The following is a 26,647-nucleotide window of genomic DNA, read 5'->3' on the forward strand; positions in this document are numbered from 1 at the left end:
GGGCCGCCGGCGTGCCGAAGGCTTCCGGCATCCACCGGAGCGCCATGCCTGATGCCGCGTCTTCGCCTCGCCCTCGTGGCGGCCTGCCTTCTGTTCGACGCGGCCCTGGCGCGGGCGCAGACCCTGACCATGGCGGTCGAGGCGCCCTTCGGCCTCGACCCGCACTACCTCTTCGCCGGGCCGAACATGGCCGCGGCGCGCAACGTCTATGACAGCCTGATCAACCGCGACGCCGAGAGCCGCTTCGTGCCCGGCATCGTCGAATCCTGGGAAGCGACCGGCCCCCAGACCTGGGAACTGCGCCTGCGCCGCGGCGTCACCTTCCACGACGGCAGCCCCTTCACGGCGGACGACGTCGCCTTCTCGATCGCGCGCGTGCCGAACGTGCCGAACAATCCGGGGCCCTATACCTCGAACCTGCGGACGATCTCCCGTGTCGAGGTGGTCGACCCGCACACCGTCCGGCTGCACACGGACCAGCCGAACCCGGTGCTGCCGGGGCAGTTGACCAACATCTTCGTCGTGTCGAAGCGCGTGGCGGAAGGTGCCTCGACCTCGGACTTCAACAGCGGGCGCGCGGCGATCGGCACCGGCCCCTTCCGCGTGGAGCAGGTGCGCGGCCAGGAAGGGATGAGCATCGCGCGCAACCCGACCTATTGGGGCGAGGCGCCGGCCTATGCGCGCGTCGAGATCCGCGTGATCGGCAACGACGCCTCGCGCCTTGCCGCGCTGCTGAGCGGCGATGTCGACCTCATCGAGAGCGTGCCGCCCGCCGATGTCGAGCGGCTGCAGCGCGATGCGCGCGTGTCGGTGTTCCGGCGCAATTCCGACCGCATCATGTACCTGCTGCCGAACCTGCGGCTCGAGCAGTTCCCGCTGCTGACCGATACCGCGGGACAGCCGCTGGCGCGCAACCCGTTGCGCGACGTGCGGGTGCGCCGCGCGCTGTCGCTCGCGATCGACCGCCAGGCGCTCGCCGCCCGCGCCCTGGACGGCCAGGCGGTGCCGACGGTGCAGATGGTGCCCGAGCAGTTCGGCGGCTTCGACCCCGGCATCGCCATCCCCGCCGCCGATCCTGCCCGCGCCCGGGCGCTGCTGGCGGAAGCGGGGTATCCCAACGGCTTCGGCCTGACTCTGGGCTGCCCGAACAACCGCTTCGTCAACGATGCCCGCGTCTGCCAGGCGGCGGGGCAGATGCTGACCCGCGCCGGCTTCCAGGTGCGGGTCGAGACGCAGCCCTGGAACGTCTTCTCCCCGCGCACGCTGGCGCATCGCAACGACCTGCCGCTGATGCTGTACGGGCTGTCGCTCTCCTCCTCCCGCGATGCCTCCTACATCCTGTCGACCGCGGTCCATACGCGGGTGCCGGAACAGGCCTTCGGGCAGGGCAACCGCGGCGGGTTCAGCGATGCGCGGCTGGATGCGATGATCGACGCGGTGATCGGCCGCGCCGATGAGGGGCGGGAAGCGGAACTGCGCCGCGTCGCCGCGGCGGCCGCCGAGGAGGTGCCCTTCATCCCGCTCTACAACCAGGTGGTGATCGTCGCGGCGAAGCGCGGCGTGACCTACACGCCGCGGATGGATGAACAGATGGTCGCGATCCAGGCGCGCCCGGCGGGACGCTGAGGGAGCGGGCCGGCGCCGTCCGATCCGAAGATTCCCTCAGCCCAGTTCCTGCCCGACGATCCCGACCCAGAAGGCGATGCCATGCGGCATCGCCGCGTCGTTGAAGTCGTAGCGCGGCGTGTGCAGCGCATGGACGCTGCCATCCGGCGCCGTGCCGTTGCCGAGGAAGACCATCGCGCCCGGCTTGGCGTCGAGCATGAACGAGAAATCCTCCCCGCCCGTGACCGGCACGGCGTCGAGGTCGAGGCTTGCCTCGTCGCCGGTGAAGCGCGCCGCCTCGGCCATGACATCGGTCTCGCGGCCGTGGTTGACCAGCGGGACCGTGCCCCAGGACAGCGACGTTTCCGCCGTCGCGCCCTGCGTCGCGGCGGCGATGTCCGCGAGCTCGCGGATGCGGCGTTCCAGCAGCTCCTGCATCGGCTTGTTGAAGGCGCGCATGGTGCCGCCGATCAGCAGTTCCGAGGGCAGGACGTTGAGCGCGGCGCGCTGGCCCGCGTTGATGTGCCCGACGCTGACGACGATGCTTTCGAGCGGCGGCGCGTTGCGGCTGACGATGGTCTGCAGCGACTGGATGAAGAAGGCCTGCACCACCGCGAGGTCGTTCGACATGTGCGGCGAATTGCCGCCATGCCCGCCGGCGCCGCGGAAGGTCACCTCCCACCGGCCGGAGGCCGCCATGAAGGCGCCCTTGCGCATCGCGAAATGGCCGAGCGGCATGCCCGGCATGTTGTGCAGCCCGTAGACCGCGTCGCAGGGAAAGCGCTCGAACAGCCCGTCGGCGAGCATCGCCTTCGCACCGCCGCGGCCTTCCTCGGCGGGCTGGAAGATGAAGTGGACGGTGCCGGCGAAGTCCGGGTTCTCCGCCAGCACGCGCGCGGCGCCGAGCAGCATCGTGGTGTGCCCGTCATGCCCGCAGGCATGCATCCGCCCCACATTGGCCGAGGCATAGGGCAGGCCCGTCGTCTCGGTCAGGGCCAGCGCGTCCATGTCCGCACGAAGGCCGATCGCCCCCTGCCCCGGCCGCTTGCCGCGCAGCGTGCCGACCACGCCGAACCGGCCCACGCCTTCCGTCGTCTCGATGCCGAGGGCGCGGAGTTCGCGCGCCACCAGCGCGGCGGTGCGTTCCTCCTCCATGCCCAGTTCGGGATGGGCATGGATGTCGCGGCGGATCGCCACGAGGTCGGGCAGGTGGCGTTCGATGCGGGCGCGGGTGTCGGTCGGGTCCAAGGTGGCCTCCGGGGCGGTGCGGCTATCGGACCGCCGAGAAGGCGGTCGGCTGCAGGATGGCGTTGACGATGTTCGCGACGATCGGGCCGTCCTTCTCGGATTCGGCACGCTTCGCGATCCATTCGGGATCGGACTGGAAGGCGGCCCACTTGGCCTCGCGCTCGGCGAGCGATTCCCAGGCCAGCAGGTAGTGCAGGTCCTGGTTCGACTCGCCGATGACAGTCGTCCAGAAGCCCGCCTGGCGGATGCCGTGCTTCTCCCACAGCTTCAGCGTGGTCGTCTCGAACCGCTTGAGCAGCGCGGGCAGGCGCCCGGGCAGGCAGCGATAGACGCGCAGTTCGTGGATCATGCCGAAGGTCCTTCCGCGGTTCTTCCTGGACGTGGCCCGAGCATGGAACCAGCCGCCCCCGCGGTCCAGACACCCCCGGCTGACACGCCGGCGCATCCGTCGCAGTCTGCGCGCCCCTGAACGACCCGAGGAACGCCGCATGGAACTGAAGCAGTACGAGACCCTCGCCCTCGAGACCCCCGAGCCGCACATCCTGGTGGTGCGGCTGAACCGGCCGCAGGTGTCGAACGCGCTGAACACGCAGATGGGCCGTGACCTCCATGCCGTCTGGTCCAGCCTGATCGCCGAACCCGGCGAGGTCCGCTGCGTGATCTTCGCCGCGGCGGGCGAGAAGGCCTTCTGCGGCGGTGGCGACCTCAAGGAGCGCAACGGCATGACCGATGCCGCCTGGCGCCACCAGCACGAGATCTTCGAGCGCGCCTACTGGACGCAGATCGACTGCCCTATCCCGATCATCGCCGCGGTGTCGGGGCATGCCTATGCGGGCGGGCTGGAGATGGTGCTGGCGTCCGACTTCGCCTACGGCGTCAGCGCGGCGCGCTTCGCGCTGACCGAGGTGACGATCGGCATCATGCCCGGCGCCGGCGGCACCCAGACCCTGCCGCGCATCGTGGGCGAGCGCCGCGCGAAGGAGATCATCCTGACCGGCCGCCCCTTCACCGCGGAACAGGCCTGCGATTGGGGCATCCTCAACCGCGTGGTCGAGACGCGCGAGGAATTGTGGGAGGCGGCGATGGAGACCGCGCGCACCATCGCGCGCAACGCGCCGCTGTCGGTCCGCCAGGCCAAGCGGTCGATGCATTACGGCCTGCAGATGGACATCCGCACGGCGTTGCGCTTCGAGGTGGAGTGCTACAACCAGCTCGTCGGCACGGAAGATCGGCGCGAGGGCATCGCGTCGTTCAACGAGAAGCGGAAGCCGGTGTTCAAGGGGCGTTGAGCACCGCGACAGGCGCCATGCGGATCGCGCCCCGGCGCGATCCGGGAGCGCACGGCGCGACCGCGCCCGGACCATCAGCCGCCATCGGCGTGACCGTGCACGTCGCGCAAGCCAAGCCCGCGGAGGCGGACGCCGGCGCCTGAGGCAGGAAACAAGCGGATCGCGTCCCGGCGCGATCCGGGAGCGCACAGCGCGACCGCGCCCCGACCACCAGCCGCCGCCAACGCGACAGTCCACGGCGCGCAAGCCAAGCCCGCGGATGCGGGCGCCGGCGCCTGAGGCAAACTAATTCGCGTTCGCCCCCGCCCGCTCGATGATCGGGCGCCACTTCGCGGTCTCCGCGCGGATGAAGCCGGTCAGTTCCTCGGGCGTGCTGGGGGCGGGCTCGAGCCCATGCTTGGCGAGGTTCGATGCCACGTCCGGGTCGCGCATCGCCTCGTTCATCGCGGCGTTGACGCGGTCCACGATCGGCCGCGGCAGGGCCCGCGGGCCCATCATCGCGTACCAGTTCGCGACTTCGTAGCCGGGCAGGTTCGCCGCCTCGGCGACCGTGGGCACATCGGGCAGCAGCGCGCTGCGCCGGGCGAAGGGCACGGCGAGTGCGCGCAGCCGGCCGGCCTCGATATGCGGCAGCACCGTCGCCGCCGTGGCGATCGAGAAATCGACCTTGCCCGAGAGGATATCGGTGATGAGCTGCCCGCCGCCGCGATAGGGCACGTGGATCGTCTCGATCCCCGCCATGGAATCGAGCAGCGCACCGCCGAGATGCCCTGCCCCGCCGACGCCCGAGGATCCGTAGGACAGCGTACCCGGCCGCGCCTTCGCCGCCGCGACGAGCTCGGCGAGCGTGCGCCAGGGCTTCTCCGGCGCGACGACCAGGAAGTTCGTCACCTCGACCGACCGGCCGATGGCGGTGAGGTCGGTCAGCACGTCGAAGGGCAGCCGCGTCATGATCGGGTTCATCACCAGCGAGGCGATGGTGCCCATCATCAGCGTCGTGCCGTCCGACGGCGCGTTCACCGTCGCCTCGGAGGCCAGGTTGCCGCCGGCGCCGGGCCGGTTCTCCACCACGATGGGCTGGCCGAGCAGCCCCTGCATCCGTGCCGAGATGGTGCGCGTCGTGATGTCGGTGCCGCCGCCCGGCGCGAAGCCCACGAAGATGCGGATCGGCCGCGTGGGCTGCCATTGCGCCAGGGCAGGTGCCGCGATGGCGGTCAGCGCCGCCGTCCCGAGCGTGCGTCGCGTGATCATGTCCGTTTCCCTCCGCCCCCGTCCGGGGGTCTTGCGGGAAGGCTACGCCGGGTCGGGCCAGCCGGCCAGGGCACGGACCTCGGCCGGGCTGCGGCCCGCCGCGCGCAGGTCGCGCAGCGTCGCGGCGCGGTCGCGCTTGGCGAGCCGCCGGCCGGACGCGTCGGTCAGCAGCGGATGATGGGCGTAGGCCGGCTCGGGCCAGCCCATCAGATGTTGCAGCAGCCGGTGCAGATGGGTCGCGGGCAGCAGATCCTCCCCGCGCGTCACCAGCGTCACGCCCTGCAGCGCGTCGTCATGCGTGACGCAGAGGTGGTAGGAGGCGGGGACGTCCTTGCGCGCCAGCACCGCGTCGCCGAACTGCGCGGGATCGCAGGTCAGGCGCCTTCCGTGCTCGATGAAGGTCAGCGGCGCATCGAGCGTCGCGAGCGCCGCCGCCATGTCGAGCCGCAGCGCATGCGCCTCCCCGCGCGCGATCCGCGCCGCGCGGTCGTCGGGCGTCAGCCGCCGGCAGGTGCCGGGATAGAGCGGCCCGTCCGGCCCGTGCGGTGCCGAAGCACTCGCCGCGATTTCCCGCGCGATGTCCCCGCGCGTGCAGAAGCAGGGATAGAGCAGACTGCGCGCCGACAGCGCATCGAGCGTGCCGCGATACGCCGGCAGGTGCCGCGACTGCACCCGCACCTCGCCATCCCAGTCAAGGCCGAGCCAGGCCAGGTTCTCCAGGATCGCGTCGGTGAATTCGGGGCGGCAGCGGCCCGGGTCGATGTCCTCGATGCGCAGCAGGAAGCGCCCGCCGGCCTCGCGCGCCATACGCCAGGCGTAGATCGCCGAATGCGCGTGGCCGAGATGGAGATACCCGGTCGGGCTCGGCGCGAAGCGGGTGACGATGGTGGTTGCGCCCATGATCCGCAGCCGGTAGCGGGCGGGGGCCGCGCATCGCAAGGGGGATCGGCGCATGGAGGCTTTGGACGGGCCGACCTACGGGCCGGCGGAAGGCGGTGCGCCGGATGCGATCGTCGTGCTGGTGCATGGCTTTGGCGCCGACGGGAACGACCTGATCGACCTCGCCGCGCTGTGGGCGGCGACGCTGCCGCGCGCGCTGTTCCTGGCCCCCCATGGCCCCGAGGCCTGCGACGGCATCCCCTTCGGCCGGCAATGGTTCTCGCTGTGGGATCGTTCCTCCGCGCAGCTCGAAGCGGGCGTCGCGTCGGCCGCGGCGGCCCTCGGGCGCTTCGTCGCACGCGCCCGCGCGGCGCATGATGTCGAACCTTCGCGCGTCGCGCTGATGGGCTTCAGCCAGGGCGCGATGACGGTGCTCGAGGCCGGGCTGCGCGGGGCGGTGCCGGAGGCGGCCTGCATCCTCGCCTATTCCGGCGGCATGATCGGCGCCGAGCGGCCCGTCACCGTCCATCCGCCGGTGCTGCTGGTCCATGGCGAGGATGACGAGGTGGTGCCGGCCGCTGCGTCGCACGCTGCCGAATCGGCGCTGACCACGGCCGGCGTGCCGGTGCGGGCGCTCTACAGGCCGGGGCTCGGGCATGGGCTGGACGAGGTCGGGCTCGCCGCCGGCGCCGAAGTGTTGCGCGGCGTGCTCGGCGGCGAATGACATCTCCCTGACACGCCGCGCCGAGGGTTGCGGCGGCCCGGGACGCGTGGCAATCATGCACCGCACACGCGGCGGCGCCACTGTATCTGGGGCCTTTCCGCCGGGTCAGGCCCCAAGATCTTGGTGGCGCACCGCTGGAAGGAGCGGCGCTTGCCAGACGGCGGTCAGTTCACCGGTGCTCAGTCGTACCCGGCCCTCGTGCTGAACGCGGATTTTCGGCCGCTGTCCTACTTCCCGCTGTCGGTCTGGGCTTGGCAGGACGCGGTGAAGGCGGTCTTCCTCGACCGCGTCTCGGTGCTCAGCGAATACGAGGTGGAGGTGCATTCGCCCTCCCTTGCGCTGCGCCTGCCCTCGGTCATCGCGCTGAAGGAATACATCCCCGCGGCCCGGCGCCCGGCCTTCACACGCTTCAACGTCTTCCTGCGCGACCGCTTCGAATGCCAGTACTGCGGGGATGGCCGGCCGACGCCGGAACTGACCTTCGACCATGTGATCCCGCGCTCGCGTGGCGGGCGGACCACCTGGGACAACGTCGTCACCGCCTGCGGGCCGTGCAACCTGCGCAAGGGCAGCCGGCTGCCGCGGGAATGCCACATGCTGCCGCGGCAGGAGCCGCGCCAGCCGACCTCTTGGGAATTGCAGGAGAACGGGCGCGGATTCCCGCCCAACTACCTGCACCAGTCCTGGCGCGACTACCTGTACTGGGACAGCGAGTTGGAGGGCTGAAGTACCCTTTTTCGTTCCCTCAGACGCCGGGCGGGCCGCATCCCGGGTGCCCATGCACGTTGCTGAGCAACGCGCATGGGGCCCGTCCGCGGCCCTGGGCTTCGCGGCGCCAGCCGCGGCGCCGGTGCGGGGACTCGGCCCTGCCGGCGACCAGGCGGAGGCGCGCCGGCTCGCCCTCAGATCCGCTCGCTGATCTTGATCGCGACCTTGCACCCCGCCTTGATCGCCGCCGAGAGCAGCCGGTAGGCCGGTGCAAGTTCCGCCTCGTTCTCGAGTCCGATGTCGCGGTGTTCCAGCTCCTCGGCGCGGAACTGCGCGATATGCGCCTTGAGTTCCGCCTCGTCGTCGCCGAGCGCTTCCTCCTGCTCGCGGTAGTGCTCGTCGATCGCTTCCTCGACGGCGACCGTGCAGGCCATCGCCCCCCGGTGGCCGAGCAGCGCGGTGGCCGCCCCCAGCGCGAAGCCCGCCACGTGCCAGACCGGCAGCAGGGCGGTCGGGCGGACCTTCCGTTCCCCGATCAGGCGGGAAAAGGTGTCGAGGTGGACCTGCTCCTGCGCCTTCATGTGCTCGAGCGTCGGGCGCCACTTGGTACGGCCGAGCACGGCCAGCTGGCCTTCGTAGATGCGCTTCGCGCCGTATTCGCCCGCGTGGTCGACGCGGATCACCCGTTCCACCAGTTGCCGGGGCGTCGGATCGCCAGGCAGGCGACGCTCGCCGGTCGTCTCGGTCATGTCTTCGCTCCCCTGCGTGCCAGCCCCAGCGCCAGCGCGCCGAGGCCGAGCCCGTAGATGAGGTTCATTGCCGCCATGGAAAGCGGCAGGCCCTCGATCAGATAGGTCGCCGCGTCGCAGGGCTTGTTCGGCGCCGCCGCCAGGCTGCGCATCATGTCGTCGATCGAATTCGTCCCGCCCGCGGCCGTCGCCGCCGCGCAGCCTGGCAGGGGGGAGGGCCACCAATGCTGCTCGACCCCGACATGGAAGCCGCCGATCGCCGCTGAGACCAGGGCCGCGATGCCCGCGAGGCCCAGCAGCACGGTCCGCGCCCGTCCCGGCGCGAGCGCGCCGAGGGCCGCCAGCCCCGCCGCCACCCAATAGGGCCAGCGCTGCCACAGGCAGAGCTCGCAGGGGGCGAGCCCCCACCAGGTCTCGCTCCCGAGGGCAAACAGCGGCGCGGCGGCCGCGAGGACGGCGATCAGGAGGGCGGGTGCCATGCCGCCCACATCGCGCTTCGCGCGCCCCGGCGCAACTGGACCGCCGCCCGACCCGCGCCTAGCCTGCCCGCGCCAAGGCGGGAGGAAGGCCATGATGAAGCTCTGGGGCCGGACGAGTTCGAGCAACGTGATGAAGGTGCTCTGGACCCTCGACGAACTCGGCCTGCCCTATGACCGGATCGACGCCGGCGGCGCCTTCGGCCGGACCAAGGAGCCCGAATACCGGGCCATGAACCCGATGGGCCTGGTCCCGACCCTGCAGGAAGACGACGGCTGGTCGCTCTGGGAGAGCAACAGCATCGCCCGCTACCTCTGCAACGCCCATGCGCCGGGCGGTTCGCTCTACCCGGCCGAGCCCCGCGCCCGGGCCAAGGTCGAGACCTGGATGGACTGGACGCTCGGCCACGTCACCACGCCGATGGTCGTGATCTTCTTCACCCATATCCGCCTGCCCGAACCGCAGCGCGACTGGAAGGCCGAGGCCAAGGCGCGGGAGGATTCCGGGCGGCTGTGGAAGATCGTCGATGCGACGGTCGCCAACTCCCGCTTCCTGTGCGGGGACGACCTGACCCTCGCGGACATCGCGCTGGGGTGCTGGGTGCATCGCTGGCACGTCCTGCCGATCGAGCGGCCGGACCTGCCGAACCTCGCGCGCTACTACGAGACGCTGAAGACGCGGCCGGGCTTCGTGAAGCACGTCGCGCTGCCGCTCGAATGACGGTCGGGGGAGGCGAACCTCCCCCGATCCCCCTCCCTTCTTTGGGAGTCCGCCCTCGCAACGGGACATGGAGGAAACAAGAGATGGGCAAGACCGCGACCAGCCACGCCGACGGCGCCGAGTTCAAGCGCGGGCTGCGGGCCTTCTTCGAATACCGCGACCTCGGCATCAAGGACGCGACGGACGGCGCCTTCGGGGCGCACGTCATCCGCGCCATTCCGGGCGAGCACGCCACCGGCCAGTGGCACACCCACGACCTGCCCTTCCAGATGTTCTTCGTGCTCAAGGGCTGGGTGAAGTTCGAATACGAGGACATCGGCGAGAAGACCTTCAAGGCCGGCGATTGCTGCTACCAGCCCCGCCTGGTCCGCCACCGGGAGATCGCGCATTCGGACGATGTCGAGATCCTGGAGATCACCGGGCCGGCGGAATTCGAGACGAAGAACGTCGAGGCGCCGGCCCAGGCGGCCGAATAGCCTTTTCCGGGGCTGCCAGGCGCCGAAGCCTGCGCTAAGAGGGGCCTGTGGGGCGGCACGCCGCCCTGCTGCGGGTGTGGCGGAACGGTAGACGCGACGGACTCAAAATCCGTTTCCGGCAACGGAGTGTCGGTTCGAAACCGACCACCCGCACCATCCCTGCCCCTTGCCGTCGGCAGGTTCCGAAAGGCCGAGTCCCGTGTGCGTCGAACATTCGCCCCCGCGCTTCCCGTCCTCCGGCGCCGGCGGGCGGAGTGGGCGACCGGCCAAGATCGCGCACGCCCATGGATGACAGCGCCCCCGCCCCCGGCCTCGGTGCCGGGGAGCAGCACGGCGGCGCGCTTGCGCGCGCCATGGTCCTGCTGCGCAGCCGGATGCGCCATGGCGAGGTCGGGCTCATCGTCCTCGCATCCGTGGTCGGCGCCGCGACCGGCCTCCTGGTGGCCGGCATCGGCCGGGCCTCCTGGTCGATCCAGGCCGCGCTCTTCGCGCTGTCGCCCACAGAACGGCTGTCGGGCAGCACGGGGCTGCACCGCCCGCTCGCGCTCCTCGCCCCGGCGGCGGGCGGCCTGGCGCTCGCCCTGCTCGGCCTGCTGATCGCGCGGATCGCCCCGCGCACCCGCCAGCCGGTCGACCCGATCGAGGCCAATGCCCTGCATGGCGGGCGCATCCCGGCCCGCGACGGGATCGAGGTGGTGGCACAGAATGTCCTGTCGAACGGTGCGGGCGCCTCGGTCGGGCTCGAGGCCGGCTACACCCAGGCCGGGGCGACGGCGGCGGCACTGTTCGGGGAGTGGCTTGGCCTGCGCCGGTCGGACCTGCGGCTGCTGGTCGGCTGCGGCGCAGCGGCGGCGATCTCGGCGGCGTTCGGCGCGCCGCTGACCGGCGCCTTCTACGCCTTCGAACTTGTCATCGGCACCTATTCCCTGGCCGGCTTCCTGCCGGTGGTGACCGCCGCGCTCGCCGCCGACGGGGTGATCAGCGCGCTCAACGGCCCGCCCGTCGCCCTGCTGATCGGGGAGGTCGCGCCGATCGGGCCGGGCTTCTACCCGATGTCCCTCCTGCTCGGCGTCGTGGCGGGGCTGGTGGCGATCGGCATCATGCGCGCGGTCGGCATCGTCGAGACGCTGCTGCGCCCGGTCCCCGGCTTCTTCCGGCCGATGGTGGGCGGCCTCGTGGTCGGGCTGCTGGCGCTGACCGCGACGCGGGCGGTGCTCGGTGCGGGGCATGGCGCGCTGCACCTGGTGCTCGACCTCGACCTGAGCCTCAAGGCGCTGCTGGTGCTGCTGGTGGCCAAGGCGGCGGCCTCGGCGATCTCGGTCGGCGCGGGGTTCCGCGGCGGGCTGTTCTTCGCCTCCCTGCTGCTCGGCGCCGTGCTGGGGCGGGTCGGGGGGGAGCTGGCCGCGGCGCTCGGCGCCCGGCCGGAAGTGCTGGACGCCGGGCTCTGGGCCACCGCCGGCATGGCCGCCTTCGGCGCGGCGATCGTCGGCGCCCCGCTCGCCATGACCTTCCTCGTCATCGAGACGACCGGCGCCTTCGCCCCGGCGCTGGCGGTGCTGCCCGCGGTCGCGGCGGCGGCGCTGACGGTGCGGCGCCTGTTTGGCTTCTCCTTCGCCACCTGGCGCTTCCACCTGCGCGGGGAGGCCATCCGGTCCGCCCACGACATCGGCTGGGTCCGCGACCTGACGGTGGGGCGGCTGATGCGCCACGACCCGCGCACCGCGCCGCTGGGCATGTCGGTCGCCGATTTCCGGGCGGCCTTCCCGCTGGGGTCGACGACCCGGGTGGTGATGCTGGACCAGGCCGGCCACTACGCCGGCATCGTGCTGGTCTCCGAGGCCCATGCGCTGCCCGAGGACGGCCCCGGCCTCGACACCCTGCTGCACCACCAGAACGCCGTCCTGACCGAGTCGATGGACGCCAAGGCGGCCATGGCGCTGTTCGACGCCTCGGGCGCCGAGGCGCTGGCGGTCGTCGCCCCCGTCACCAGCCGGGTCACCGGGCTGCTGACCGAGGCCCATCTGCTGCGCCGTTACGGGGAGGAACTGGAACGCCGCCGGCAGGACGAGACCGGGCTGAACGGCTAGCCCTCCGCGGCCGCAGGGGTGCCCCCCAGGGGTCGGATGCTTGCCTTCCGCCCCCATTCGCGCCAAAGACGCCCCCCGATCCCTAAACCCACCCCGGATTCCGGAGGGCCACCCATGGCCTCGTCCTTCGACCGCATCGCCGACATCATCGCCGAGAACAGCGAAGTCCCGCGGGACAAGATCCTGCCGGACAGCCACGTCATCAACGACCTCGGCATCGACAGCCTCGACTTCCTCGACATCGTCTTCGCCATCGACAAGGCCTTCGGAATCAAGGTCCCGGTCGAGGCCTGGACGCAGGAAGTCAACGCGGGCAACGCCCCGGCGGAGCAGTACTTCGTGATGAAGAACCTCGCCGCCCGCATCGACGAGCTGGTGGCGGCGAAGGGGGGCTGACCCATGGCCGCGCGTCGCCGGCCGTCCGATGAACGGAGCGCCGAAGGCGCGCAGGTCTGAATCGGCCGGCCCAAACATATGCGCCTCGAATACTTCCAGATGATCGACCGGGTGGCCTCGCTGGACGGCGAGGCCATCGTCGTCGAGAGCACCATCCCCGACGCCTCCCCGGTCTTCGAGGGGCATTTCCCCGGCTATCCGCTGATGCCCGGCGTGCTGCTGGTCGAGACGATGGCCCAGGCCTCGGGCTGGCTGCTGCTGAAGCTGATGAGCTTCGAGCGCATGCCCTTCCTGATGGGGGTGAAGGAAGCCAAGTTCCGCTCCTTCGTCGGCCCGTCCACGCCGGTGACCGTCCACGCGATGCGCATCCATGACGGGTCCGGCTATGCCGTGACCCAGGCGCGCATCGAGGCGAACGGCAAGCGCATCTGCGACGCGGAACTGACGCTGCGCATCATGGATTTTCCCGCCCCCGAGCTCGCGGCCGCGATGCGCGGGCGCGGGCAGGAGCTCGGCCTCGCATGACCCGCAAGGATGTCGTCATCACCGGGATCGGCCTCGTCTCGTCGCTCGGCGAGGGCCCGGACGCGCATTGGGAGGTGCTGTCGAAGCCCGGCGCGGCGCCGGTCCTCGATGAGGCCGCCTTCGCCCCCTATGCGGTCCATCCCCTGCCGGCGCTGAACCTCGACGCGCAGATCCCGAAGAAGGGCGACCAGCGGCAGATGGAGCCCTGGCAGCGGCTTGGCACCTATGCCGCCGGGCTTGCCATCGATCAGGCGGGGGCGCGCGGGCTGGTGTCCGACATGCACCTGATCGTCGCGGCCGGCGGCGGCGAGCGCGACATCGCGGTGGACGAGGCGGTGGCGACGGCGCTCTGCACCACGCCGCCCGCCGAAGCCGGCCCGATCCTGAACGAGAGGCTCGGCACCGACCTGCGCCCGACGCTGTTCCTCGCGCAGCTGTCGAACCTGCTCGCGGGCAACATCTCGATCGTCCATGGCGTGACCGGATCCTCCCGCACCTTCATGGGCGAGGAGCAGGCGGCGGCGGACGCGGTGCGCATCGCGGCCGCGCGGCTCGCCGAAGGACGCGGCGGTATCGCGCTGGTGGGCGGGGCCTATGTCTCCCAGCGCTGGGACCTGGTGCTGCTCTACGGCGCCGGCGGCGCGGTCTGGCGCGGGCCCTTCGCCCCCGTTTCCGCCCGCACGGGCGCCGGCGGCTTCGTCGGCGGGGCGCTCGGCGCCTTCCTGGTGCTCGAGACGGCGGAGCACGCCGCGGCGCGCGGGGCCAAGCCGCTCGCGCGCCTCGCGGGCGTGGCCTGCGATGCGACCCACAAGCGCGCGGGCGGGGCCTCGGCGGCGGCGGCCAAGGCGCTGCATGCGAAGCTCGGCGCGCCCGCGGGCGCGGGCCTCGGCGTGCTGTCCGGCATGACCGGCGTCGCGGAGGCGCGGGCGGAGGAGGACGCCTTCCTGGCCGGCCTCGGCGGCGCGGCGGTGCGGCGCACCGGCTCGCTGATCGGGCACGGCGTGGAAGCGGCCTTCCCGGCCAATGTCGCGCTCGGCGCGCTGGCGCTCTCGCGCGGCGGCTTCTACCCGGCGATGGACCCGGCGGATGCCGGGGACGGCCCGGTCGAGCGCATCCTCGTCACCGGCTTCGGGCAGTGGCGCGGCGAGGCCCTCGCTTTGCTGGAGCGCGCGGCATGAAGGACCATCTCGGGCGGCCGCTCGTCGCCGTCACCGGCATCGGCATCGTCACCCCGCTGGCCTGGGGCCGCGAGGCGAACTGGGCGGCGGTGAAGGCCGGCACCTCCGGCATCTCCCGCATCCGCCGCTTCCCGGTGGACAAGCTGCGCACCACCATCGCCGGCACCGTCGAACTGCCCGAGGAAGCCGCCGGCGGTGAGGTCGTCTCCTCCCCCGTGCGGGTGGAGCGCATGGCCGCCGCGGCGGTCGAGGAAGCCCTCGCCCAGGCCGCGCTCGGCGCCGGGGGCGCCTTTCCCGGCCCGCTCATGGTCGGCATGCCGCCGGTCGAATACGAATGGCCGCAGCGCTTCGACCTGGCGCGACGGGCCAATGGCAACGGGTCCTATCGTGCGGCGACCGAGGTCGCGGCCGGCCGGCAGGATCTCTACGAGACCTTCCTCTATGGCGGGGTCGGCGAGCGGCTCGCCGCGCGCTTCGGCACCACCGGCGCGCCGATCGCGCTGACCACGGCCTGCGCCACCGGCGCGTCGGCCATCCAGATGGCGGTCGAGGCGATCCAGCGCGGGGAATCGGATGCCGCCATCGCCCTCGGCGCCGATGGGTCGGTGCAGCCCGAGGCGGTGATCCGCTTCTCCCTGCTCTCCGCCCTGACGGCGCGGAACGAGGAGCCGACCAAGGCCTCCCGCCCCTTCGAGAAGACGCGCGACGGCTTCGTGATGAGCGAGGGCGCGGCCGCGCTGGTGCTCGAGAGCCTCGAGCACGCGACGAAGCGCGGGGCGACGGTGCTCGGCATCCTCTCGGGCTGCGGGGAACGGGCGGACAATTTCCATCGCACCCGGTCGAACCCGGATGGCTCGGCGATCATCCGGGCGATGCGCAACGCGATCGACGATGCCGGGCTGCAGCCCGGCGACATCGGCTACGTCAACGCGCACGGCACCGGCACGCCGGAGAACGACAAGATGGAGACGCTCGGCATGCGCGCCGTGTTCGGCGATGCGCCGCCGCCGATCTCCTCCAACAAGTCGATGATCGGGCACACGCTGTCGGCCGCCGGCGCGATCGAGGCGGCCTTCAGCCTGCTGACGATCCGCGACCAGGTGCTGCCGCCGACGATCAACCACAACGAGCCCGATCCGGCGATCACGCTCGACGTGGTGCCGAACGTGGCGCGCCAGGTGTCCGGGCTGCGCCACGTGCTGTCGAACTCCTTCGGGTTCGGCGGGCAGAATGTGTGCCTCGTGGTAAGCGCGGCGCCTTAGGAAGTTGCGGGGGAGGAGAACCTCCCCCGAGCCCCCTCCCTTCCTTGCCTTTTGGTTCCAAAGAAGGTTGAGGGGGGTTCGGGGGGAGAAGTTCCCTTCTCCCCCTGAGTTCGGGAGAGTTTCCAAATGCGTGCCCTTCGCCTGCATGCCGACCGCGACCTGCGCCTCGAGGAGGTGCCGCCCCCGCCGCCGCCCGGCCCGGGCGAGGTGACGCTGCGCATCCACGCCGTCGCGCTGAACCACATCGACGTCTGGGGCTTCCGCGGCATGGCCTTCGCCAAGCGCGAACTGCCGCTGATCGTGGGCGCCGAGGCGGTGGGCGAGGTCGTCGCCGTCGGCCCCGGCGTGACGGAATGGAAGGTCGGCGACCGCGCCGCGCCCTATGGCGCGTTGACCTGCGGCAAGTGCCGCCGCTGCCTCAAGGGCGAGGACAACCTCTGCGAGAATGTGCGCGGCGTGAAGGGTTTCCACGTCGACGGCTTCGCCTGCGAGCTGGTGAACCAGGAGGCACGGCTGCTGGTGCGGGTGCCGGAGGGGATCTCGTGGGAGGATGCCTCCTGCGGGACAATCACCTTCTCGACCGTCGAGCACATGCTGTTCGACAACGCGAAGCTGGAACCGGGCGAGACGATCCTGGTGCACGCGGCCGGGTCGGGCATCGGCACGGTGGCGGTGAAGATCGCCAAGGACATGGGCTGCACCGTCATCGCCACGGCGGGCGACGACGAGAAATGCGCCAAGGCGAAGGCGCTCGGCGCCGACCATGTGGTGAACTACTCGACGCAGAACTTCCCGACGGTCGCGCGCCGCGCCACGGGCAAGGTCGGCGTGGACGTGGTGTTCGAGCATGTCGGCGCTGCGACCTGGGCGGGTTCGCTGCTGTCGCTGCGCATGGGCGGGCGGCTGGTGACGTGCGGCAGCACCTCGGGCGTGTCGGCCGAGACGAATCTGATGATGCTGTTCCAGCGCCAGTTGCGGATCTTCGGGTCCTTCGGCGCCTCGATGCGCAACATCGCCGACGGCTACGCGAAGATGGCGCGCGGCATCCTGCCGGTGCTCGACACGGTGCTGCCGATCGAACGCTTCACGGAAGGGCTCGACCGGCTGGAAAGCCGCCGTGTCTTCGGGAAGATCGTTGTTACGCTTTAAGTATCGCCTCTGGCTCTTCGCGGACCGGCTGTTCGGGCTTCTGATCCGGGCGGTCTTCGCGCTGCTGCGCCTGCTGGGGCCCGATCGCGGGCCGCGCATCGGGGCATGGCTCGCGCGCCATCTCGGCCCGCTGACCGGGGCGAACCGCATCGCGCGGGAGAACATCGCCGCCGCCTTCCCCGAGAAGACCGAGGCCGAGCGCGCGGCGATCCTTACGGAAGCCTGGGACAATCTCGGTCGCGTCGCCTGCGAATACGTCCATATGGACCGGATCTGGGATTTCGACCTGGACCATCCGATGGACGGGCGCATCACCGCGACGCCCGGGACCATCGCGCTCTACAACCGGCTGCGCGACGACGGGAAGCCGGCGATCGTCTTCTCGGCGCATCTCGCGAACTGGGAATTGCCGGCGATCGCCGCGGCCAAGCACGGCATCGACAGCGCGGTGCTGTACCGCACGCCCAACAGCCCGGCGGTGGCGAAGGAAATCCTGCGCCTGCGTCGCGACAGCATGGGCACGCTGGTCGCGGCCGGCATGTCGGCCCCGTTCAAGCTGGCCAAGGCGCTCGAGCGCGGGCAGCACATCGGGATGCTGGTCGACCAGCGCTTCGGACGCGGCCCCAAGGTGACCTTCTTCGGACGCACGGCGGCGGCCAATCCGCTGCTGGCGCAGCTGGCGCGCCGCTTCGACTGCCCGGTGCACGGTGCGCGCGCCATCCGCCTGCCTGGCGGGCGCTTCCGGCTCGACCTGACCGAGGAGATCCCGATGCCGCGGGATGCCGAAGGCCAGATCGATGTCGACGCCGCGACCCAGGCGATGAACTCGGTGATCGAGGGCTGGGTGCGCGAGTATCCCGGCCAGTGGCTCTGGATGCATCGCCGCTGGCGATAGAGGATCGACCCTTCGCTGACAGGAGGGCCGTTCATGGCGCACATCATGGTCACCGCCGGGGTGCTGGACGTTGCGGTGGAACTGCACGGACCGGCCGATGGTCCGGCCGCGATCCTGCTGCATGGCTTCCCCGACGACGTCCGGTCGTGGGACGGCGTGGCGCCGGCGCTGGCGGCTCAGGGCATGCGCGTGGTGGTGCCGTATCTGCGCGGCTGTGGCCCGACGCGCTACCGCGACCCGTCCACGCCGCGATCGGGGCAGCAGGCGGCGCTCGGGGCGGATCTGCTCGCGCTGATGGATGCGATGGGGATCGGGCAGGCGACGCTGGCTGGCTATGACTGGGGCGGGCGCGCGGCCTGCATCGTCGCGGCGCTGTGGCCGGGGCGCGTGCGCGGCCTGGTTTCGGCCAATGGCTACAACATCCAGGACATCGCGGGATCGGCGCGGCCGGCGCCGCCGGAGCAGGAGGCGCGCTACTGGTACCAATGGTACCTGCACACCGGACGCGGCGTCGCGGCGCTGGAGAAGGACCGGGCGGCCTTCTGCCGGCTGCTGTGGCGCATGTGGTCGCCGACCTATCCGCTGACCGACGCCGAATACGCCCGCACCGCCGCGAGCTTTGACAACCCCGACTTCGTCGCGACGGTGGTGCAGTCCTACCGCCACCGCCACCGCGCCGCCCCCGGCGATCCGGCGCTGCAGGGCATCGAGGACCGGCTGGCCGCGCTGCCGCCCATCACGGTGCCGAGCGTGGTGCTGCACGGGGCGGAGGACGGGGTGGATCCGCCGGCCAACAGCACGGCAAGCGGCCGGCGCTTCACCGGCCCGTTCCGGCGCGAGGTGATCCCCGGCGCGGGCCATTTCCTGCCGCGCGAGGCGCCACAACCCTGGATTGCATCGATCGCTGGGTTGGCTTTAATGCCTTGATGGCAGAAATGTCTCATTAATCGGGAATTTTCTCGAAAGTCGGTCAAACTGCCATTCTTGATGCGAACATTTAGTGAAAATCTGCTTGAATCCACACGCGCAGGTGGTATGTTTCGCCCATAGAGTGAGAGGGCACCAAAATGCGCGTCTTATTAGTTGAGGATGATCTCACAACTGCGCGTGGCATCTCGCTGATGCTCAAGCAGTCCTCGATGATCGTGGACACGGCGGACACCGGCGAAGAGGCCGTGGAGCTCGCCCGCCTCTACGACTACGACATCGTCATCCTCGACCTGATGCTGCCCGACATCGACGGGTCCGAGGTGGTGCGCCGCCTGCGCGCCGCGCGCATCGAGACGCCGGTGCTGATCCTGTCGGGCGTGTCCCGCCCGCAGACCAAGGTGAAGGTCTTCGGCATGGGCGCCGACGACTTCATCACCAAGCCCTTCGACCAGCAGGAACTGGTCGCGCGCATCCAGGCCATCGTCCGCCGCGCCAAGGGCTTCAGCCAGCCGACGCTGTCGGTCGGGCCGCTGAACCTCAACCTCGGATCGCGGGAAGTGACGGTCGCCGGGCGCACCGTCCACCTGACAGGCAAGGAATACGCGATCCTCGAGCTGCTCGCGCTGCGCAAGGGCGTGGTGATGACGAAGGAGGCGTTCCTCAATCACCTCTACGGCGGCATCGACGAGCCCGAGGTGAAGATCATAGACGTCTTCATCTGCAAGCTGCGCAAGAAGCTCGCCCAGGCGGGCGCGACGGACCTGATCGGCACCGTCTGGGGGCGCGGCTATGTGCTGCGGGACCCGGCCTCCGGCCGCGGGTCCGCCTGGCAGCCGGCCAGTGCAGGCGCCCCGGCGCCCGCCGCGGACATGCGCGCCGCCTGACCCTGTCCGGCCAGGGGCGGCGGCCGCGCCGCCCCGGCCCGAGCGATTCACGGGAAACATCCGGGGCGTCAGCCGGCCTTGGCCGCGGGTCGCGCCGGTTCGTAGACGCCGCGTTCGCCCGGCGCTGGCACCAGGCGATCGGTCAGGCCGAGGACCGTCTCCGCCCCGCCGAGGTAGACCACCCCATCCGCCGCCACCATGCCGGCGAGCATGCCCAGCACGCGCGACTTGGTCGGCGCGTCGAAATAGATCAGCACGTTGCGGCAGAAGACTACGTCGAAGCGGCCGAGGCTGCGCGCGTCGTCCAGCAGGTTGAAGGCCTGCCAGCGCGCCATGGCGCGGAGATCGGCGCTGGCACGCCAGCGCGTTCCCTCCTGCCGGAAATGCTTCACCAGCATCTGCACCGGCAGGCCGCGCTGCACCTCGAACTGCGTGAAGAGGCCTTCCTGCGCGCGGTCCAGCATCTCGCGCGACAGGTCGGTGCCGAGGATCTCGACCCGCCGCCCGCCCAGCGCCGCGCCGAGTTCGGCCGCGACCATGGCGACGGAATAGGCCTCCTGCCCTGAGGAACAGGCCGCCGACCAGATGCGCAGCGGCTGCCCCGGTGGCCGGGCGGCGGCGAGGCGCGGCAGCAGGCGCTTCAGATGCTCGAACGGCTTGCCGTCGCGGAAGAAGGAGCTCTCGTTGGTGGTCAGCGCCTCGACCAGTTCCGCGGTCAGGGCTTCCGCGCGCGGGGCGCGCAGGCGCAGCGCCAGGGCGTCGAGGCCGGGAAGCCCCTCCCGGCGCAGCAGCGGACCGAGCCGCGTCTCGAGCATGTAGCCCTTGTCCGCCGTCAGCACGATGCCCGACCGCGCCTTCACCAGGCCGGCAAGGAAGGCGAAGCTGTCCGGCGTCATGCAACGGCCCTTTCGGCGGTGAGCGCGGCAATGCGCTCGGCCAGCGCCTCGGGCGGGGCGAGCAGCGCCGCGAGGCCGGCCCGCGCGACCGCGCCAGGCATGCCCCAGACGACCGAACTGGCCTCGTCCTGCGCCAGCACGGTGCCGCCGGCGGCGGCGACCGCGCGGCAGCCCTCCAGCCCGTCATGGCCCATGCCGGTCAGGATGACGGCGAGCACCTTGCCCCCCGCCGCCCGCGCCGCGCTGCGCAGCATCGGGTCGACGGCGGGGCGGCAGAAATTCTCCGGCGCGTCGCTGGTCAGGCGCGCCACGAAGCCGCCGGTCGTCGCATCGACCAACAGGTGGCGGTCGCCGGGGGCGAGGTGGATGCGGCCGGCCGCCAACGCCTCCCCGTCGCGCGCCTCCGCGCAGCGCAGCGCGCCGAGCCGGTCGAGATGCTCCGCCAGCATGGTCGTGAAGCCCACGGGCATGTGCTGCACGACCACCACCGGCACCGGCAGGCGCGGCAGTCGCTGCACCAGCGCCGCCAGGGCCTGCGGCCCGCCGGTCGAACAGCCGATCGCGACCAGCACAGGCCGGCCCTTCGAGGCAATGGGCGCGGCGCGCGGCAGGGCCGGGCGCGGCGTTGTGCCGGCCTGGCGCTTCATCCGCGCCCAGCCGCGCACCTTGGCGATCAGTTCCGCGCGGAAGGCCGGATCCGCCGCCCCGCCTGCCGTCCCCTGCGGCTTCGGCACGTAGTCCGCGGCACCCGCGGCCAGCGCGGCGATCGCCGCCTTCGCACCGCGCTGGGTCAGCGCGCTGGCGACGATCACCGCGGCCTGCGGCGCCGCCTTCAGGATCAGCGGCAGCGCCGTCATGCCGTCCATCACCGGCATCTCGAGGTCGAGCAGCACCACGTCCGGCTTCACCGCCGCCACCGCCGCGACCGCCGCGCGCCCATCCGCCGCGCGATGCACCACGCGGATGCCGGCTTCGGATTCCAGCAGCCGCGCGAGGATGCTGCGCGCCGTCGCGCTGTCGTCGCACAGCATCACCCGCACTTCCTCCGCCGCCGGTGGCGAAGGGATCACGCCGCGTCCTCCAGCAGGCCGGCCTGGGTGAACTTGTCGCGGATGATCTCGGCGTCGAAGGGCTTCATCACGTATTCCTGCGCGCCGGCCTCCAGCGCCTCGACGATGCGGGCGAATTCGGATTCCGTGGTGCAGAGCACGATGCGCGGATGCTCCGCGCCGAATTCCGCGCGCGCGGCGCGCAGGAAGCTGATGCCGTCCATCACCGGCATGTTCCAGTCGAGCAGCACGCCGTCCGGCAGGCGCGCGCGGCAAGAGGCCAGGGCCTCCTGCCCGTCCTTCGCCTCGGTCACGGCGAAGCCGAGCCCTTCGATGATGCGGCGCGCGGCCTTGCGCACCACCAGGCTGTCATCCACCACCAGGCAGGTTCGCTGCGTCATCGCCGTCCCCTTCAGCCGATCGCCAGGACGCGCTCGACCTCGAGCGCGATGAGCAGGCGGTCCTCCTGCCGGTGCACCCCGCGCGAGACCTCCCGCCACAGCGGGTCGAGCGTCGGCGGGTTGGGCTCGAAGCCGGCGGCGGGCAGCGGGATCACCTCGCCCACCTCATCCACCAGCAGGGAGTAGAGCTCGCCGCCCTGCTCGACGACGACGCTCATCGCCACGGCCCCGGGCGGGCGCGCCGCGAGGCCGAGGCGCAGCCGCAGGTCGACCGCGGTGACGATCCGTCCGCGCAGGTTCAGCGATCCCGCCACTTCCGGCGGTGCGAGCGGGATGCGCGTGATCGCCTGCGGCCCCAGCACGTCGCGCACCAGCAGCACCGGCACGGCGCAGCCCTGGCCGGCGACGGTCAGGGTGAGGAAGACCTGCTCGCCCGCCTCGGCGCGCCCGCCCATCGCCGGGCTCGCCCCGGCCGGCGGCATGCCCATTCCATCCATCGCCGTCCTCCCCTCAGGCCGCGACCGGCGCGGCGAGGCAGTCGCGCAGCGATTGCAGCAGCGCGTCGCGATCGTACTTGCCGACATAGTCGGTGAAGCCGGCATCCCGCCCGCGCGCGATGTCGGCGGGATCGGTGCGGGAGGAGAGCGCGATCAGCGGCACCGCCGACCAGGGCCCGCCGGCGCGCAGCGCCTCGGCGAAGGCGATGCCGTCCATCTCCGGCATCTCGATGTCCGAGATCACGGCGTCGAAGGGCACGCCTTCCTCGCGCAGGCGCAGCGCGATGGCGGGGTTCTCCACCGCGGCGACGTCGTACCCCGCGGCGGCGAGGCCCGGCACGACCAGGTGGCGGAAGAAGGCGCTGTCCTCGACCAGCAGCACGCGCGGGCGCGCGGCACCGGTCGCGGCAGGGCGCGCGGCGCGGAACCAGTCCTCCCCTGCCTGGGCGAGCCAGTGCGCGGTGTCGATCACCTCCGTCACGCGCCCTGCGACGACCGCGCTGCCGATGAAGCCGGACCGCCCGGAGCCCGGCTGGATCACGAGCCGTTCCTCGATGACGTCGAGGATCTCCTCGACCATCAGGCCCATGGCGCGGTCGTTCTCGGTGAAGACCAGCACCGCCTGGCGCGCAGCGTCGTCCGGCCGCGTCCAGCCCGGCGCGACGGAGACCAGCGGCATCAGCCCTCCGCGGTACTGCACCACCGGCGTCGTGCCCGACATCTCGATGCGCTCGGCGGGAATGTCCTCGAGCCGCGCGACGAGGCCGAGCGGCACCGCCTTGGGCGCCCCCTCCCCCGCGCGGAACAGCAGCAGGGAGGTGCTGCGGTCCGAGCGCAGCCCAGCCGCCGCCGGCGCCGCGCGCCGGTCCTCCGCACCCCCGGCATCGAGCCCGACCCCCGCCGCGCGCCCGATGCCGTTGGGGTCGAGGATCATGATGACGCTGCCGTCGCCGAGGATGGTGTTGCCGCTGAACATCGTCACGTGCCGCAGGATCGGCGCGACCGGCTTCACCACGATCTCCTCGGTGTCGAAGACGCGGTCGAGGATGATGCCGAAGGCCTGCCCGCCGACCTGCATCACCGCGACGAAGCCCTCGGTCGCCGCGTCCCCCGGCGGGGCGAGCCGCAGCAGCCCGGCGAGCGACACGAGCGGCAGCAGCCGGTCGCGCAGGCGCAGTACGGGTGCGTCCTTGATGCGTTCGATGCGCGGCGCGCCGTCCTGCGCGCCGCCGACGCGAACCAGTTCGACAACGCCGATCTGCGGCAGGGCGAAGCGCTCGCCCCCGGCCTCGACGATCAGGGCGGAGACGATGGCGAGCGTCAGCGGGATCTTGATGGTGAAGGTCGCCCCGCGCCCTTCCTTCGAGACGAGCTCGACCGTGCCGCCGATCTTCTCGATGTTGGTCTTGACCACGTCCATGCCGACGCCGCGGCCGGAGACCGAGGTCACCTGCTGCGCCGTCGAGAAGCCCGGGGCGAAGATGAAGCGCAGGATCTCGCGCTCGCTCATCTGCGCGAGCTCAGCCTCGGTCGCGAGGCCGTTGGCCAGCGCCTTGGCGCGGATCCGATCGACCGGCAGGCCGCGCCCGTCGTCGCCGATCTCGATGATGATGTGCCCGCCCTCGTGATAGGCATTGAGCATGATCCGCCCTGTCTCGGGCTTGCCGGCGGCGCGGCGCTCGGCCGGGGTCTCGAGGCCGTGGTCGCCGGAATTGCGCACCATGTGCGTCAGCGGGTCGCGGATCAGTTCCAGCACCTGCCGGTCCAGTTCCGTCTGCGCGCCGCGCATGTCGAGGTCGATCTTCTTGCCGAGTTCATGTGCGAGGTCGCGCACCAGCCGCGGCAGCTTCGCCCAGGCCGTGCCGATCGGCTGCATGCGCGTCTTCATCACCCCTTCCTGCAGGTCGGAGGTGATGTGCGAGAGCCGCTGCAGCGGCACCGCGAAGGCATCGGACTGATGCACACGCGCGAGCTGCAGCAGCTGGTTGCGCGTCAGCACGAGCTCGCTGACGAGCGTCATCAGGTCCTCGAGCACCTCGACCGAGACGCGGATGGTCTGCGCGGCAAGGGCGCCGCCCTGCTCGGGGGCGGGATCGGCCGCGGCCTCGGCGGGCAGGGCTGCTGCGGCGGCGGTTTCGACCTGCCCCTCGGCCGCGGCGTTCAGCGCGGCGATGAGCGGCGTGTCCTCCCCGGCCGGCTCGGAGCCGCTGGCCTCGAGGCCGGCCACGATCTCCTTCACCCGGTCGAGCGCGGAGAGGATCAGCGTGATCCCCCCGGCCGTGACCGGCAGCGTCCCGTCCCGGTAGCGGCCGAGCACGTTCTCCGCCGCATGGGCCACTGCCTCGAGCCGCGAGAGGCCGAGGAAGCCGCAGGTTCCCTTGATGGTGTGGACCAGGCGGAAGACCTCGGAGAGCGTGGGCTGGTCGTCCGGCGTGCGTTCCAGCCGGACCAGCGCGGAATCGAGCGCGGTCAGCCCCTCATGCGTCTCGGTCAGGAAGTCGGCCAGCAGGTCGTCCATCGCATCCCATGCCCCGTGCGGGCAGGCAGGATCGCGGGACGGGGCCGAAGATTCCGTAAAGCCGGGCGGTCAAGGTCGTTCCGGGACTGCGCCGTTCGGTGGCTTCGGACGTCCGGCTCCGGCCCGGCCGCCCGATTCAGTATCCTGGAACGGGTGGCCGGGTGCGGGCCGGTGCCGGTGCCATCTAGGAGCCTTTCAGCCCGGCAGGGTCAGCATCAGCGGCCCCGCGGCCATGCCCGCCGGCATGGCGAGGCCAAGCTGCACCCCCGCCGCTGCGGCGACCGAGCCGAGCCAGAGCGGCAGCACGTCCCGCCCGGTCGGCTCCGCGGCCAGCGGCCGCCCGGCGATCACCTGCAGCAGCGGCGCCGGCCAGGCGGCGCGCGGCCCGTCGGGCAGCACGAACATCTCCCGCCCCGGATCGCCGGCGAGGCGCACCGCGCCGCCGCGCGGCAGCGCCTCCCCGCCCAGCACGAGCGCGGTCAGCAGCACGGGCACCATCGGCTCGGGCACCTGGTGCGCGAGGTCGAGGCCCGCGGCATCGGCCGTGGCCCGCCCGCCCGCCAGCTGGCCCTCGACCAGGCCGAGCAGCGTGCCGAGCGTCGCCTCGCCCTGCCCGCCCAGCAGCGCGCGCCACAGCAGCAGGCGCTTGCGCAGCACCGTCGCGGCCTCGAGCGCGAGCGCGGCCGCCTCGTCCCCGGGGGCGGTCATCATCTCGAGCGCGTTGCCGACCGTGCCGGCCACGCCGCCCAGGTCGTGGCACAGGCGCAGCCCGACCAGCCGCGCGAGATGCGGCTCCAGGGTCGGCTCATCGGCGGGCATCGGCACTGGCATCCCTTGCGTCATGGGCGGAGACGGTATCCTCTGGGGTGCTTCCGCGACATTAGCATCAGGCCCGTGACCGCGATCATCGAACCAGGCATGCGCGTCCGCCACCCGGACCGCCCCGATTGGGGAACCGGCCAGGTGCAGTCGGTGGTGGGGGATCGCATCACCGTCAATTTCGAGCACGCCGGCAAGGTGCTGATCAACGCCGCCGTGGTGCATCTCGACATCGAGGACGAGGCGCGGCGTTGACCGAACTGCTCGACCGGGCCTGGCCGGTCCTCGCGGACTGGCGGCTGCCCGCCGCGGTGATCGCGACGATCGTGGCCGGGCTGATGCGCGGCTATTCCGGCTTCGGCACGGCGGTGATCCTCGCGCCGGTCTATTCGCTGCTCTGGGGTCCGCGCGCCGGCGTGCCGGTGATGCTGCTGATGGAACTGCTCGTCTCGCTGCAGCTGGTGCCCTCGGCGCTGAAGGATGCCGACCGGCGGGTGGTGCTGCCGCTTGGCGGCGCGGCGGCCCTGGCGACGCCGCTCGGCGCCTGGATCCTGCTGACGGCGGATGGCGACACGCTGCGCCGCTTCATCGGCGGCTTCGTGCTGGTGTTCGGGCTGCTGCTGATGTCGGGCTGGCGCTACCACGGCTCCCGCCCGCTGCCGCTCAACCTCGCGGTCGGGACGCTGGCGGGGCTGCTCAAGGGCTCGACGGGGATGAGCGGGCCGCCGGTGATCCTCTATCTCCTTGCGGGCCTCGAGGAAGCGAAGCGCCACCGGGCGAACCTGATCCTGTTCTTCGCGACCATCGCCGTCGTCTCGGTCATTCCGCCCCTGATCGGCGGGCTGATCGACCTGCCGGTGCTGGTGCGGCTGGCCATCATGCTGCCGGTCATGGCCGTTTCGGTGCCGATCGGGGCGCGGCTGTTCCACGTCATCCCCGAACGGCTCTACCGGCCCTTCGCCATGGGGGTGCTGCTGGTCGCCGGCGCGCTCGCGCTGTTCGGCTGACCGGCCGGCGCCGGAACGCCGAATGGGG

At 71.8% G+C, this 26,647-nt stretch carries 29 protein-coding genes and 1 tRNA gene; 18 read left to right on the forward strand and 12 right to left on the reverse strand.

Annotated features, from left to right (window positions below; translation table 11 throughout):
- The first annotated feature begins 51 nt into the window (after positions 1 to 51).
- Entirely contained in the window at positions 52 to 1,626 is a 1,575-nt protein-coding gene (locus GWK15_RS23245) for an ABC transporter substrate-binding protein (protein WP_168043797.1), read from the forward strand.
- A 36-nt stretch (positions 1,627 to 1,662) separates the two neighbouring features.
- Here GWK15_RS23245 and GWK15_RS23250 read toward each other — a convergent pair whose 3' ends face one another.
- Both GWK15_RS23250 and GWK15_RS23255 read right to left on the reverse strand, forming a co-directional pair.
- Positions 1,663 to 2,853: a M20 aminoacylase family protein gene (locus GWK15_RS23250; RefSeq protein WP_245211856.1), complete on the reverse strand. Its 1,191-nt coding sequence runs from the start codon at positions 2,851 to 2,853 to the stop codon at positions 1,663 to 1,665.
- 22 nt (positions 2,854 to 2,875) lie between these two features.
- Entirely contained in the window at positions 2,876 to 3,202 is a 327-nt protein-coding gene (locus GWK15_RS23255) for an NIPSNAP family protein (protein ID WP_168043798.1), read from the reverse strand.
- A gap of 139 nt (positions 3,203 to 3,341) precedes the next feature.
- Between GWK15_RS23255 and GWK15_RS23260 the strand changes: the two genes are divergently transcribed.
- On the forward strand, positions 3,342 to 4,142 hold the full coding sequence (locus GWK15_RS23260; protein WP_168043799.1) for an enoyl-CoA hydratase/isomerase family protein: 801 nt from the start codon (positions 3,342 to 3,344) through the stop codon (positions 4,140 to 4,142).
- Positions 4,143 to 4,427: 285 nt separating this feature from the next.
- Here GWK15_RS23260 and GWK15_RS23265 read toward each other — a convergent pair whose 3' ends face one another.
- Positions 4,428 to 5,393, reverse strand: a complete 966-nt coding sequence (locus GWK15_RS23265) for a Bug family tripartite tricarboxylate transporter substrate binding protein (RefSeq protein WP_168043800.1) — start codon at positions 5,391 to 5,393, stop codon at positions 4,428 to 4,430.
- 42 nt (positions 5,394 to 5,435) lie between these two features.
- Positions 5,436 to 6,293, reverse strand: a complete 858-nt coding sequence (gene gluQRS, locus GWK15_RS23270; RefSeq protein ID WP_168043801.1) for a tRNA glutamyl-Q(34) synthetase GluQRS — start codon at positions 6,291 to 6,293, stop codon at positions 5,436 to 5,438.
- 52 nt (positions 6,294 to 6,345) lie between these two features.
- On the opposite strand from gluQRS, the gene GWK15_RS23275 reads away from it, so the two are divergent.
- On the forward strand, positions 6,346 to 6,996 hold the full coding sequence (locus tag GWK15_RS23275; protein WP_168043802.1) for an alpha/beta hydrolase: 651 nt from the start codon (positions 6,346 to 6,348) through the stop codon (positions 6,994 to 6,996).
- A gap of 150 nt (positions 6,997 to 7,146) precedes the next feature.
- On the forward strand, positions 7,147 to 7,722 hold the full coding sequence (locus GWK15_RS23280) for an HNH endonuclease (protein ID WP_168043803.1): 576 nt from the start codon (positions 7,147 to 7,149) through the stop codon (positions 7,720 to 7,722).
- Between the two features lie 176 nt (positions 7,723 to 7,898).
- Here the strand turns inward: GWK15_RS23280 and GWK15_RS23285 are convergent, their stop codons facing one another.
- Complete coding sequence (locus tag GWK15_RS23285; protein ID WP_168043804.1) at positions 7,899 to 8,453, reverse strand: demethoxyubiquinone hydroxylase family protein; 555 nt, start codon at positions 8,451 to 8,453, stop codon at positions 7,899 to 7,901.
- Positions 8,450 to 8,932 carry a disulfide bond formation protein B gene (locus tag GWK15_RS23290; RefSeq protein ID WP_168043805.1) on the reverse strand — a complete coding sequence of 161 codons (483 nt, stop codon included), beginning with the start codon at positions 8,930 to 8,932 and terminating at the stop codon, positions 8,450 to 8,452. Before GWK15_RS23290 ends, GWK15_RS23285 begins: the two co-directional genes overlap by 4 nt.
- 91 nt (positions 8,933 to 9,023) lie before the next feature.
- Between GWK15_RS23290 and GWK15_RS23295 the strand changes: the two genes are divergently transcribed.
- From GWK15_RS23295 to ctrA, 12 genes are all read left to right on the forward strand, one after another.
- Positions 9,024 to 9,650, forward strand: a complete 627-nt coding sequence (locus GWK15_RS23295) for a glutathione S-transferase family protein (RefSeq protein ID WP_168043806.1) — start codon at positions 9,024 to 9,026, stop codon at positions 9,648 to 9,650.
- Between the two features lie 83 nt (positions 9,651 to 9,733).
- On the forward strand, positions 9,734 to 10,126 hold the full coding sequence (locus GWK15_RS23300) for a cupin domain-containing protein (protein ID WP_168043807.1): 393 nt from the start codon (positions 9,734 to 9,736) through the stop codon (positions 10,124 to 10,126).
- 70 nt (positions 10,127 to 10,196) lie between these two features.
- Positions 10,197 to 10,282: transfer RNA gene (locus GWK15_RS23305), tRNA-Leu, on the forward strand.
- Between the two features lie 128 nt (positions 10,283 to 10,410).
- Positions 10,411 to 12,213, forward strand: coding sequence for a chloride channel protein (locus GWK15_RS23310; RefSeq protein ID WP_245211857.1), 1,803 nt, complete (start codon positions 10,411 to 10,413; stop codon positions 12,211 to 12,213).
- A 114-nt stretch (positions 12,214 to 12,327) separates the two neighbouring features.
- Positions 12,328 to 12,609, forward strand: a complete 282-nt coding sequence (locus GWK15_RS23315; RefSeq protein WP_168043808.1) for an acyl carrier protein — start codon at positions 12,328 to 12,330, stop codon at positions 12,607 to 12,609.
- A 78-nt stretch (positions 12,610 to 12,687) separates the two neighbouring features.
- A complete protein-coding gene (locus GWK15_RS23320; RefSeq protein ID WP_168043809.1) occupies positions 12,688 to 13,134 on the forward strand; it encodes a 3-hydroxyacyl-ACP dehydratase FabZ family protein in 447 nt (148 codons plus the stop codon).
- On the forward strand, positions 13,131 to 14,312 hold the full coding sequence (locus GWK15_RS23325; protein ID WP_168043810.1) for a beta-ketoacyl-ACP synthase: 1,182 nt from the start codon (positions 13,131 to 13,133) through the stop codon (positions 14,310 to 14,312). Before GWK15_RS23320 ends, GWK15_RS23325 begins: the two co-directional genes overlap by 4 nt.
- Entirely contained in the window at positions 14,309 to 15,574 is a 1,266-nt protein-coding gene (locus tag GWK15_RS23330) for a beta-ketoacyl synthase N-terminal-like domain-containing protein (RefSeq protein WP_168043811.1), read from the forward strand. Before GWK15_RS23325 ends, GWK15_RS23330 begins: the two co-directional genes overlap by 4 nt.
- 126 nt (positions 15,575 to 15,700) lie before the next feature.
- Positions 15,701 to 16,723, forward strand: a complete 1,023-nt coding sequence (locus tag GWK15_RS23335; RefSeq protein ID WP_168043812.1) for a zinc-binding dehydrogenase — start codon at positions 15,701 to 15,703, stop codon at positions 16,721 to 16,723.
- Positions 16,710 to 17,618: a lipid A biosynthesis lauroyl acyltransferase gene (locus GWK15_RS23340; RefSeq protein WP_209442384.1), complete on the forward strand. Its 909-nt coding sequence runs from the start codon at positions 16,710 to 16,712 to the stop codon at positions 17,616 to 17,618. Before GWK15_RS23335 ends, GWK15_RS23340 begins: the two co-directional genes overlap by 14 nt.
- 33 nt (positions 17,619 to 17,651) lie before the next feature.
- Positions 17,652 to 18,545: an alpha/beta fold hydrolase gene (locus GWK15_RS23345; RefSeq protein WP_168043814.1), complete on the forward strand. Its 894-nt coding sequence runs from the start codon at positions 17,652 to 17,654 to the stop codon at positions 18,543 to 18,545.
- Positions 18,546 to 18,685: 140 nt separating this feature from the next.
- Complete coding sequence (gene ctrA / locus GWK15_RS23350; protein WP_168043815.1) at positions 18,686 to 19,432, forward strand: response regulator transcription factor CtrA; 747 nt, start codon at positions 18,686 to 18,688, stop codon at positions 19,430 to 19,432.
- A 68-nt stretch (positions 19,433 to 19,500) separates the two neighbouring features.
- Here ctrA and GWK15_RS23355 read toward each other — a convergent pair whose 3' ends face one another.
- The 6 genes from GWK15_RS23355 to GWK15_RS23380 form a co-directional block, all read right to left on the reverse strand.
- On the reverse strand, positions 19,501 to 20,328 hold the full coding sequence (locus GWK15_RS23355) for a CheR family methyltransferase (RefSeq protein WP_168043816.1): 828 nt from the start codon (positions 20,326 to 20,328) through the stop codon (positions 19,501 to 19,503).
- Positions 20,325 to 21,398, reverse strand: coding sequence for a chemotaxis-specific protein-glutamate methyltransferase CheB (gene cheB / locus GWK15_RS23360; RefSeq protein ID WP_338147323.1), 1,074 nt, complete (start codon positions 21,396 to 21,398; stop codon positions 20,325 to 20,327). Before cheB ends, GWK15_RS23355 begins: the two co-directional genes overlap by 4 nt.
- On the reverse strand, positions 21,395 to 21,778 hold the full coding sequence (locus tag GWK15_RS23365; RefSeq protein ID WP_168043817.1) for a response regulator: 384 nt from the start codon (positions 21,776 to 21,778) through the stop codon (positions 21,395 to 21,397). Before GWK15_RS23365 ends, cheB begins: the two co-directional genes overlap by 4 nt.
- Before the next feature lie 11 nt (positions 21,779 to 21,789).
- Positions 21,790 to 22,275 carry a chemotaxis protein CheW gene (locus GWK15_RS23370; RefSeq protein WP_168043818.1) on the reverse strand — a complete coding sequence of 162 codons (486 nt, stop codon included), beginning with the start codon at positions 22,273 to 22,275 and terminating at the stop codon, positions 21,790 to 21,792.
- A 13-nt stretch (positions 22,276 to 22,288) separates the two neighbouring features.
- Positions 22,289 to 24,793, reverse strand: coding sequence for a hybrid sensor histidine kinase/response regulator (locus GWK15_RS23375; protein WP_168043819.1), 2,505 nt, complete (start codon positions 24,791 to 24,793; stop codon positions 22,289 to 22,291).
- Between the two features lie 195 nt (positions 24,794 to 24,988).
- On the reverse strand, positions 24,989 to 25,612 hold the full coding sequence (locus GWK15_RS23380; protein ID WP_168043820.1) for a histidine phosphotransferase family protein: 624 nt from the start codon (positions 25,610 to 25,612) through the stop codon (positions 24,989 to 24,991).
- Between the two features lie 99 nt (positions 25,613 to 25,711).
- On the opposite strand from GWK15_RS23380, the gene GWK15_RS26145 reads away from it, so the two are divergent.
- Together GWK15_RS26145 and GWK15_RS23390 are read left to right on the forward strand one after the other, a co-directional pair.
- Positions 25,712 to 25,867, forward strand: a complete 156-nt coding sequence (locus tag GWK15_RS26145) for a DUF3553 domain-containing protein (protein WP_245211860.1) — start codon at positions 25,712 to 25,714, stop codon at positions 25,865 to 25,867.
- Positions 25,864 to 26,619 (forward strand): sulfite exporter TauE/SafE family protein, encoded by a 756-nt coding sequence (locus tag GWK15_RS23390; protein WP_245211858.1) that lies wholly within the window; start codon positions 25,864 to 25,866, stop codon positions 26,617 to 26,619. The genes GWK15_RS26145 and GWK15_RS23390 overlap by 4 nt, the downstream gene beginning before the upstream one ends.
- Positions 26,620 to 26,647: the final 28 nt, after the last annotated feature.

The sequence above is a fragment of the Neoroseomonas oryzicola genome, assembly GCF_012163135.1.
GTDB lineage: Bacteria > Pseudomonadota > Alphaproteobacteria > Acetobacterales > Acetobacteraceae > Neoroseomonas > Neoroseomonas oryzicola.

Excerpts from the sequence above, each read along its gene's own strand:
- GWK15_RS23245 (WP_168043797.1), top strand. The coding sequence starts at position 52 with ATGCCGCGTCTTCGCCTCGCCCTCGTGGCGGCCTGCCTTCTGTTCGAC.
- GWK15_RS23255 (WP_168043798.1), bottom strand. The coding sequence starts at position 3,202 with ATGATCCACGAACTGCGCGTCTATCGCTGCCTGCCCGGGCGCCTGCCC.
- GWK15_RS23260 (WP_168043799.1), top strand. The coding sequence starts at position 3,342 with ATGGAACTGAAGCAGTACGAGACCCTCGCCCTCGAGACCCCCGAGCCG.
- GWK15_RS23265 (WP_168043800.1), bottom strand. The coding sequence starts at position 5,393 with ATGATCACGCGACGCACGCTCGGGACGGCGGCGCTGACCGCCATCGCG.
- gluQRS (WP_168043801.1), bottom strand. The coding sequence starts at position 6,293 with ATGGGCGCAACCACCATCGTCACCCGCTTCGCGCCGAGCCCGACCGGG.
- GWK15_RS23275 (WP_168043802.1), top strand. The coding sequence starts at position 6,346 with ATGGAGGCTTTGGACGGGCCGACCTACGGGCCGGCGGAAGGCGGTGCG.
- GWK15_RS23285 (WP_168043804.1), bottom strand. The coding sequence starts at position 8,453 with ATGACCGAGACGACCGGCGAGCGTCGCCTGCCTGGCGATCCGACGCCC.
- GWK15_RS23290 (WP_168043805.1), bottom strand. The coding sequence starts at position 8,932 with ATGGCACCCGCCCTCCTGATCGCCGTCCTCGCGGCCGCCGCGCCGCTG.
- GWK15_RS23295 (WP_168043806.1), top strand. The coding sequence starts at position 9,024 with ATGATGAAGCTCTGGGGCCGGACGAGTTCGAGCAACGTGATGAAGGTG.
- GWK15_RS23300 (WP_168043807.1), top strand. The coding sequence starts at position 9,734 with ATGGGCAAGACCGCGACCAGCCACGCCGACGGCGCCGAGTTCAAGCGC.
- GWK15_RS23310 (WP_245211857.1), top strand. The coding sequence starts at position 10,411 with ATGGATGACAGCGCCCCCGCCCCCGGCCTCGGTGCCGGGGAGCAGCAC.
- GWK15_RS23315 (WP_168043808.1), top strand. The coding sequence starts at position 12,328 with ATGGCCTCGTCCTTCGACCGCATCGCCGACATCATCGCCGAGAACAGC.
- GWK15_RS23320 (WP_168043809.1), top strand. The coding sequence starts at position 12,688 with ATGCGCCTCGAATACTTCCAGATGATCGACCGGGTGGCCTCGCTGGAC.
- GWK15_RS23325 (WP_168043810.1), top strand. The coding sequence starts at position 13,131 with ATGACCCGCAAGGATGTCGTCATCACCGGGATCGGCCTCGTCTCGTCG.
- GWK15_RS23330 (WP_168043811.1), top strand. The coding sequence starts at position 14,309 with ATGAAGGACCATCTCGGGCGGCCGCTCGTCGCCGTCACCGGCATCGGC.
- GWK15_RS23335 (WP_168043812.1), top strand. The coding sequence starts at position 15,701 with ATGCGTGCCCTTCGCCTGCATGCCGACCGCGACCTGCGCCTCGAGGAG.
- GWK15_RS23345 (WP_168043814.1), top strand. The coding sequence starts at position 17,652 with ATGGCGCACATCATGGTCACCGCCGGGGTGCTGGACGTTGCGGTGGAA.
- ctrA (WP_168043815.1), top strand. The coding sequence starts at position 18,686 with ATGCGCGTCTTATTAGTTGAGGATGATCTCACAACTGCGCGTGGCATC.
- GWK15_RS23355 (WP_168043816.1), bottom strand. The coding sequence starts at position 20,328 with ATGACGCCGGACAGCTTCGCCTTCCTTGCCGGCCTGGTGAAGGCGCGG.
- GWK15_RS23365 (WP_168043817.1), bottom strand. The coding sequence starts at position 21,778 with ATGACGCAGCGAACCTGCCTGGTGGTGGATGACAGCCTGGTGGTGCGC.
- GWK15_RS23370 (WP_168043818.1), bottom strand. The coding sequence starts at position 22,275 with ATGGATGGAATGGGCATGCCGCCGGCCGGGGCGAGCCCGGCGATGGGC.
- GWK15_RS23375 (WP_168043819.1), bottom strand. The coding sequence starts at position 24,793 with ATGGACGACCTGCTGGCCGACTTCCTGACCGAGACGCATGAGGGGCTG.
- GWK15_RS23380 (WP_168043820.1), bottom strand. The coding sequence starts at position 25,612 with ATGCCCGCCGATGAGCCGACCCTGGAGCCGCATCTCGCGCGGCTGGTC.
- GWK15_RS26145 (WP_245211860.1), top strand. The coding sequence starts at position 25,712 with ATGCGCGTCCGCCACCCGGACCGCCCCGATTGGGGAACCGGCCAGGTG.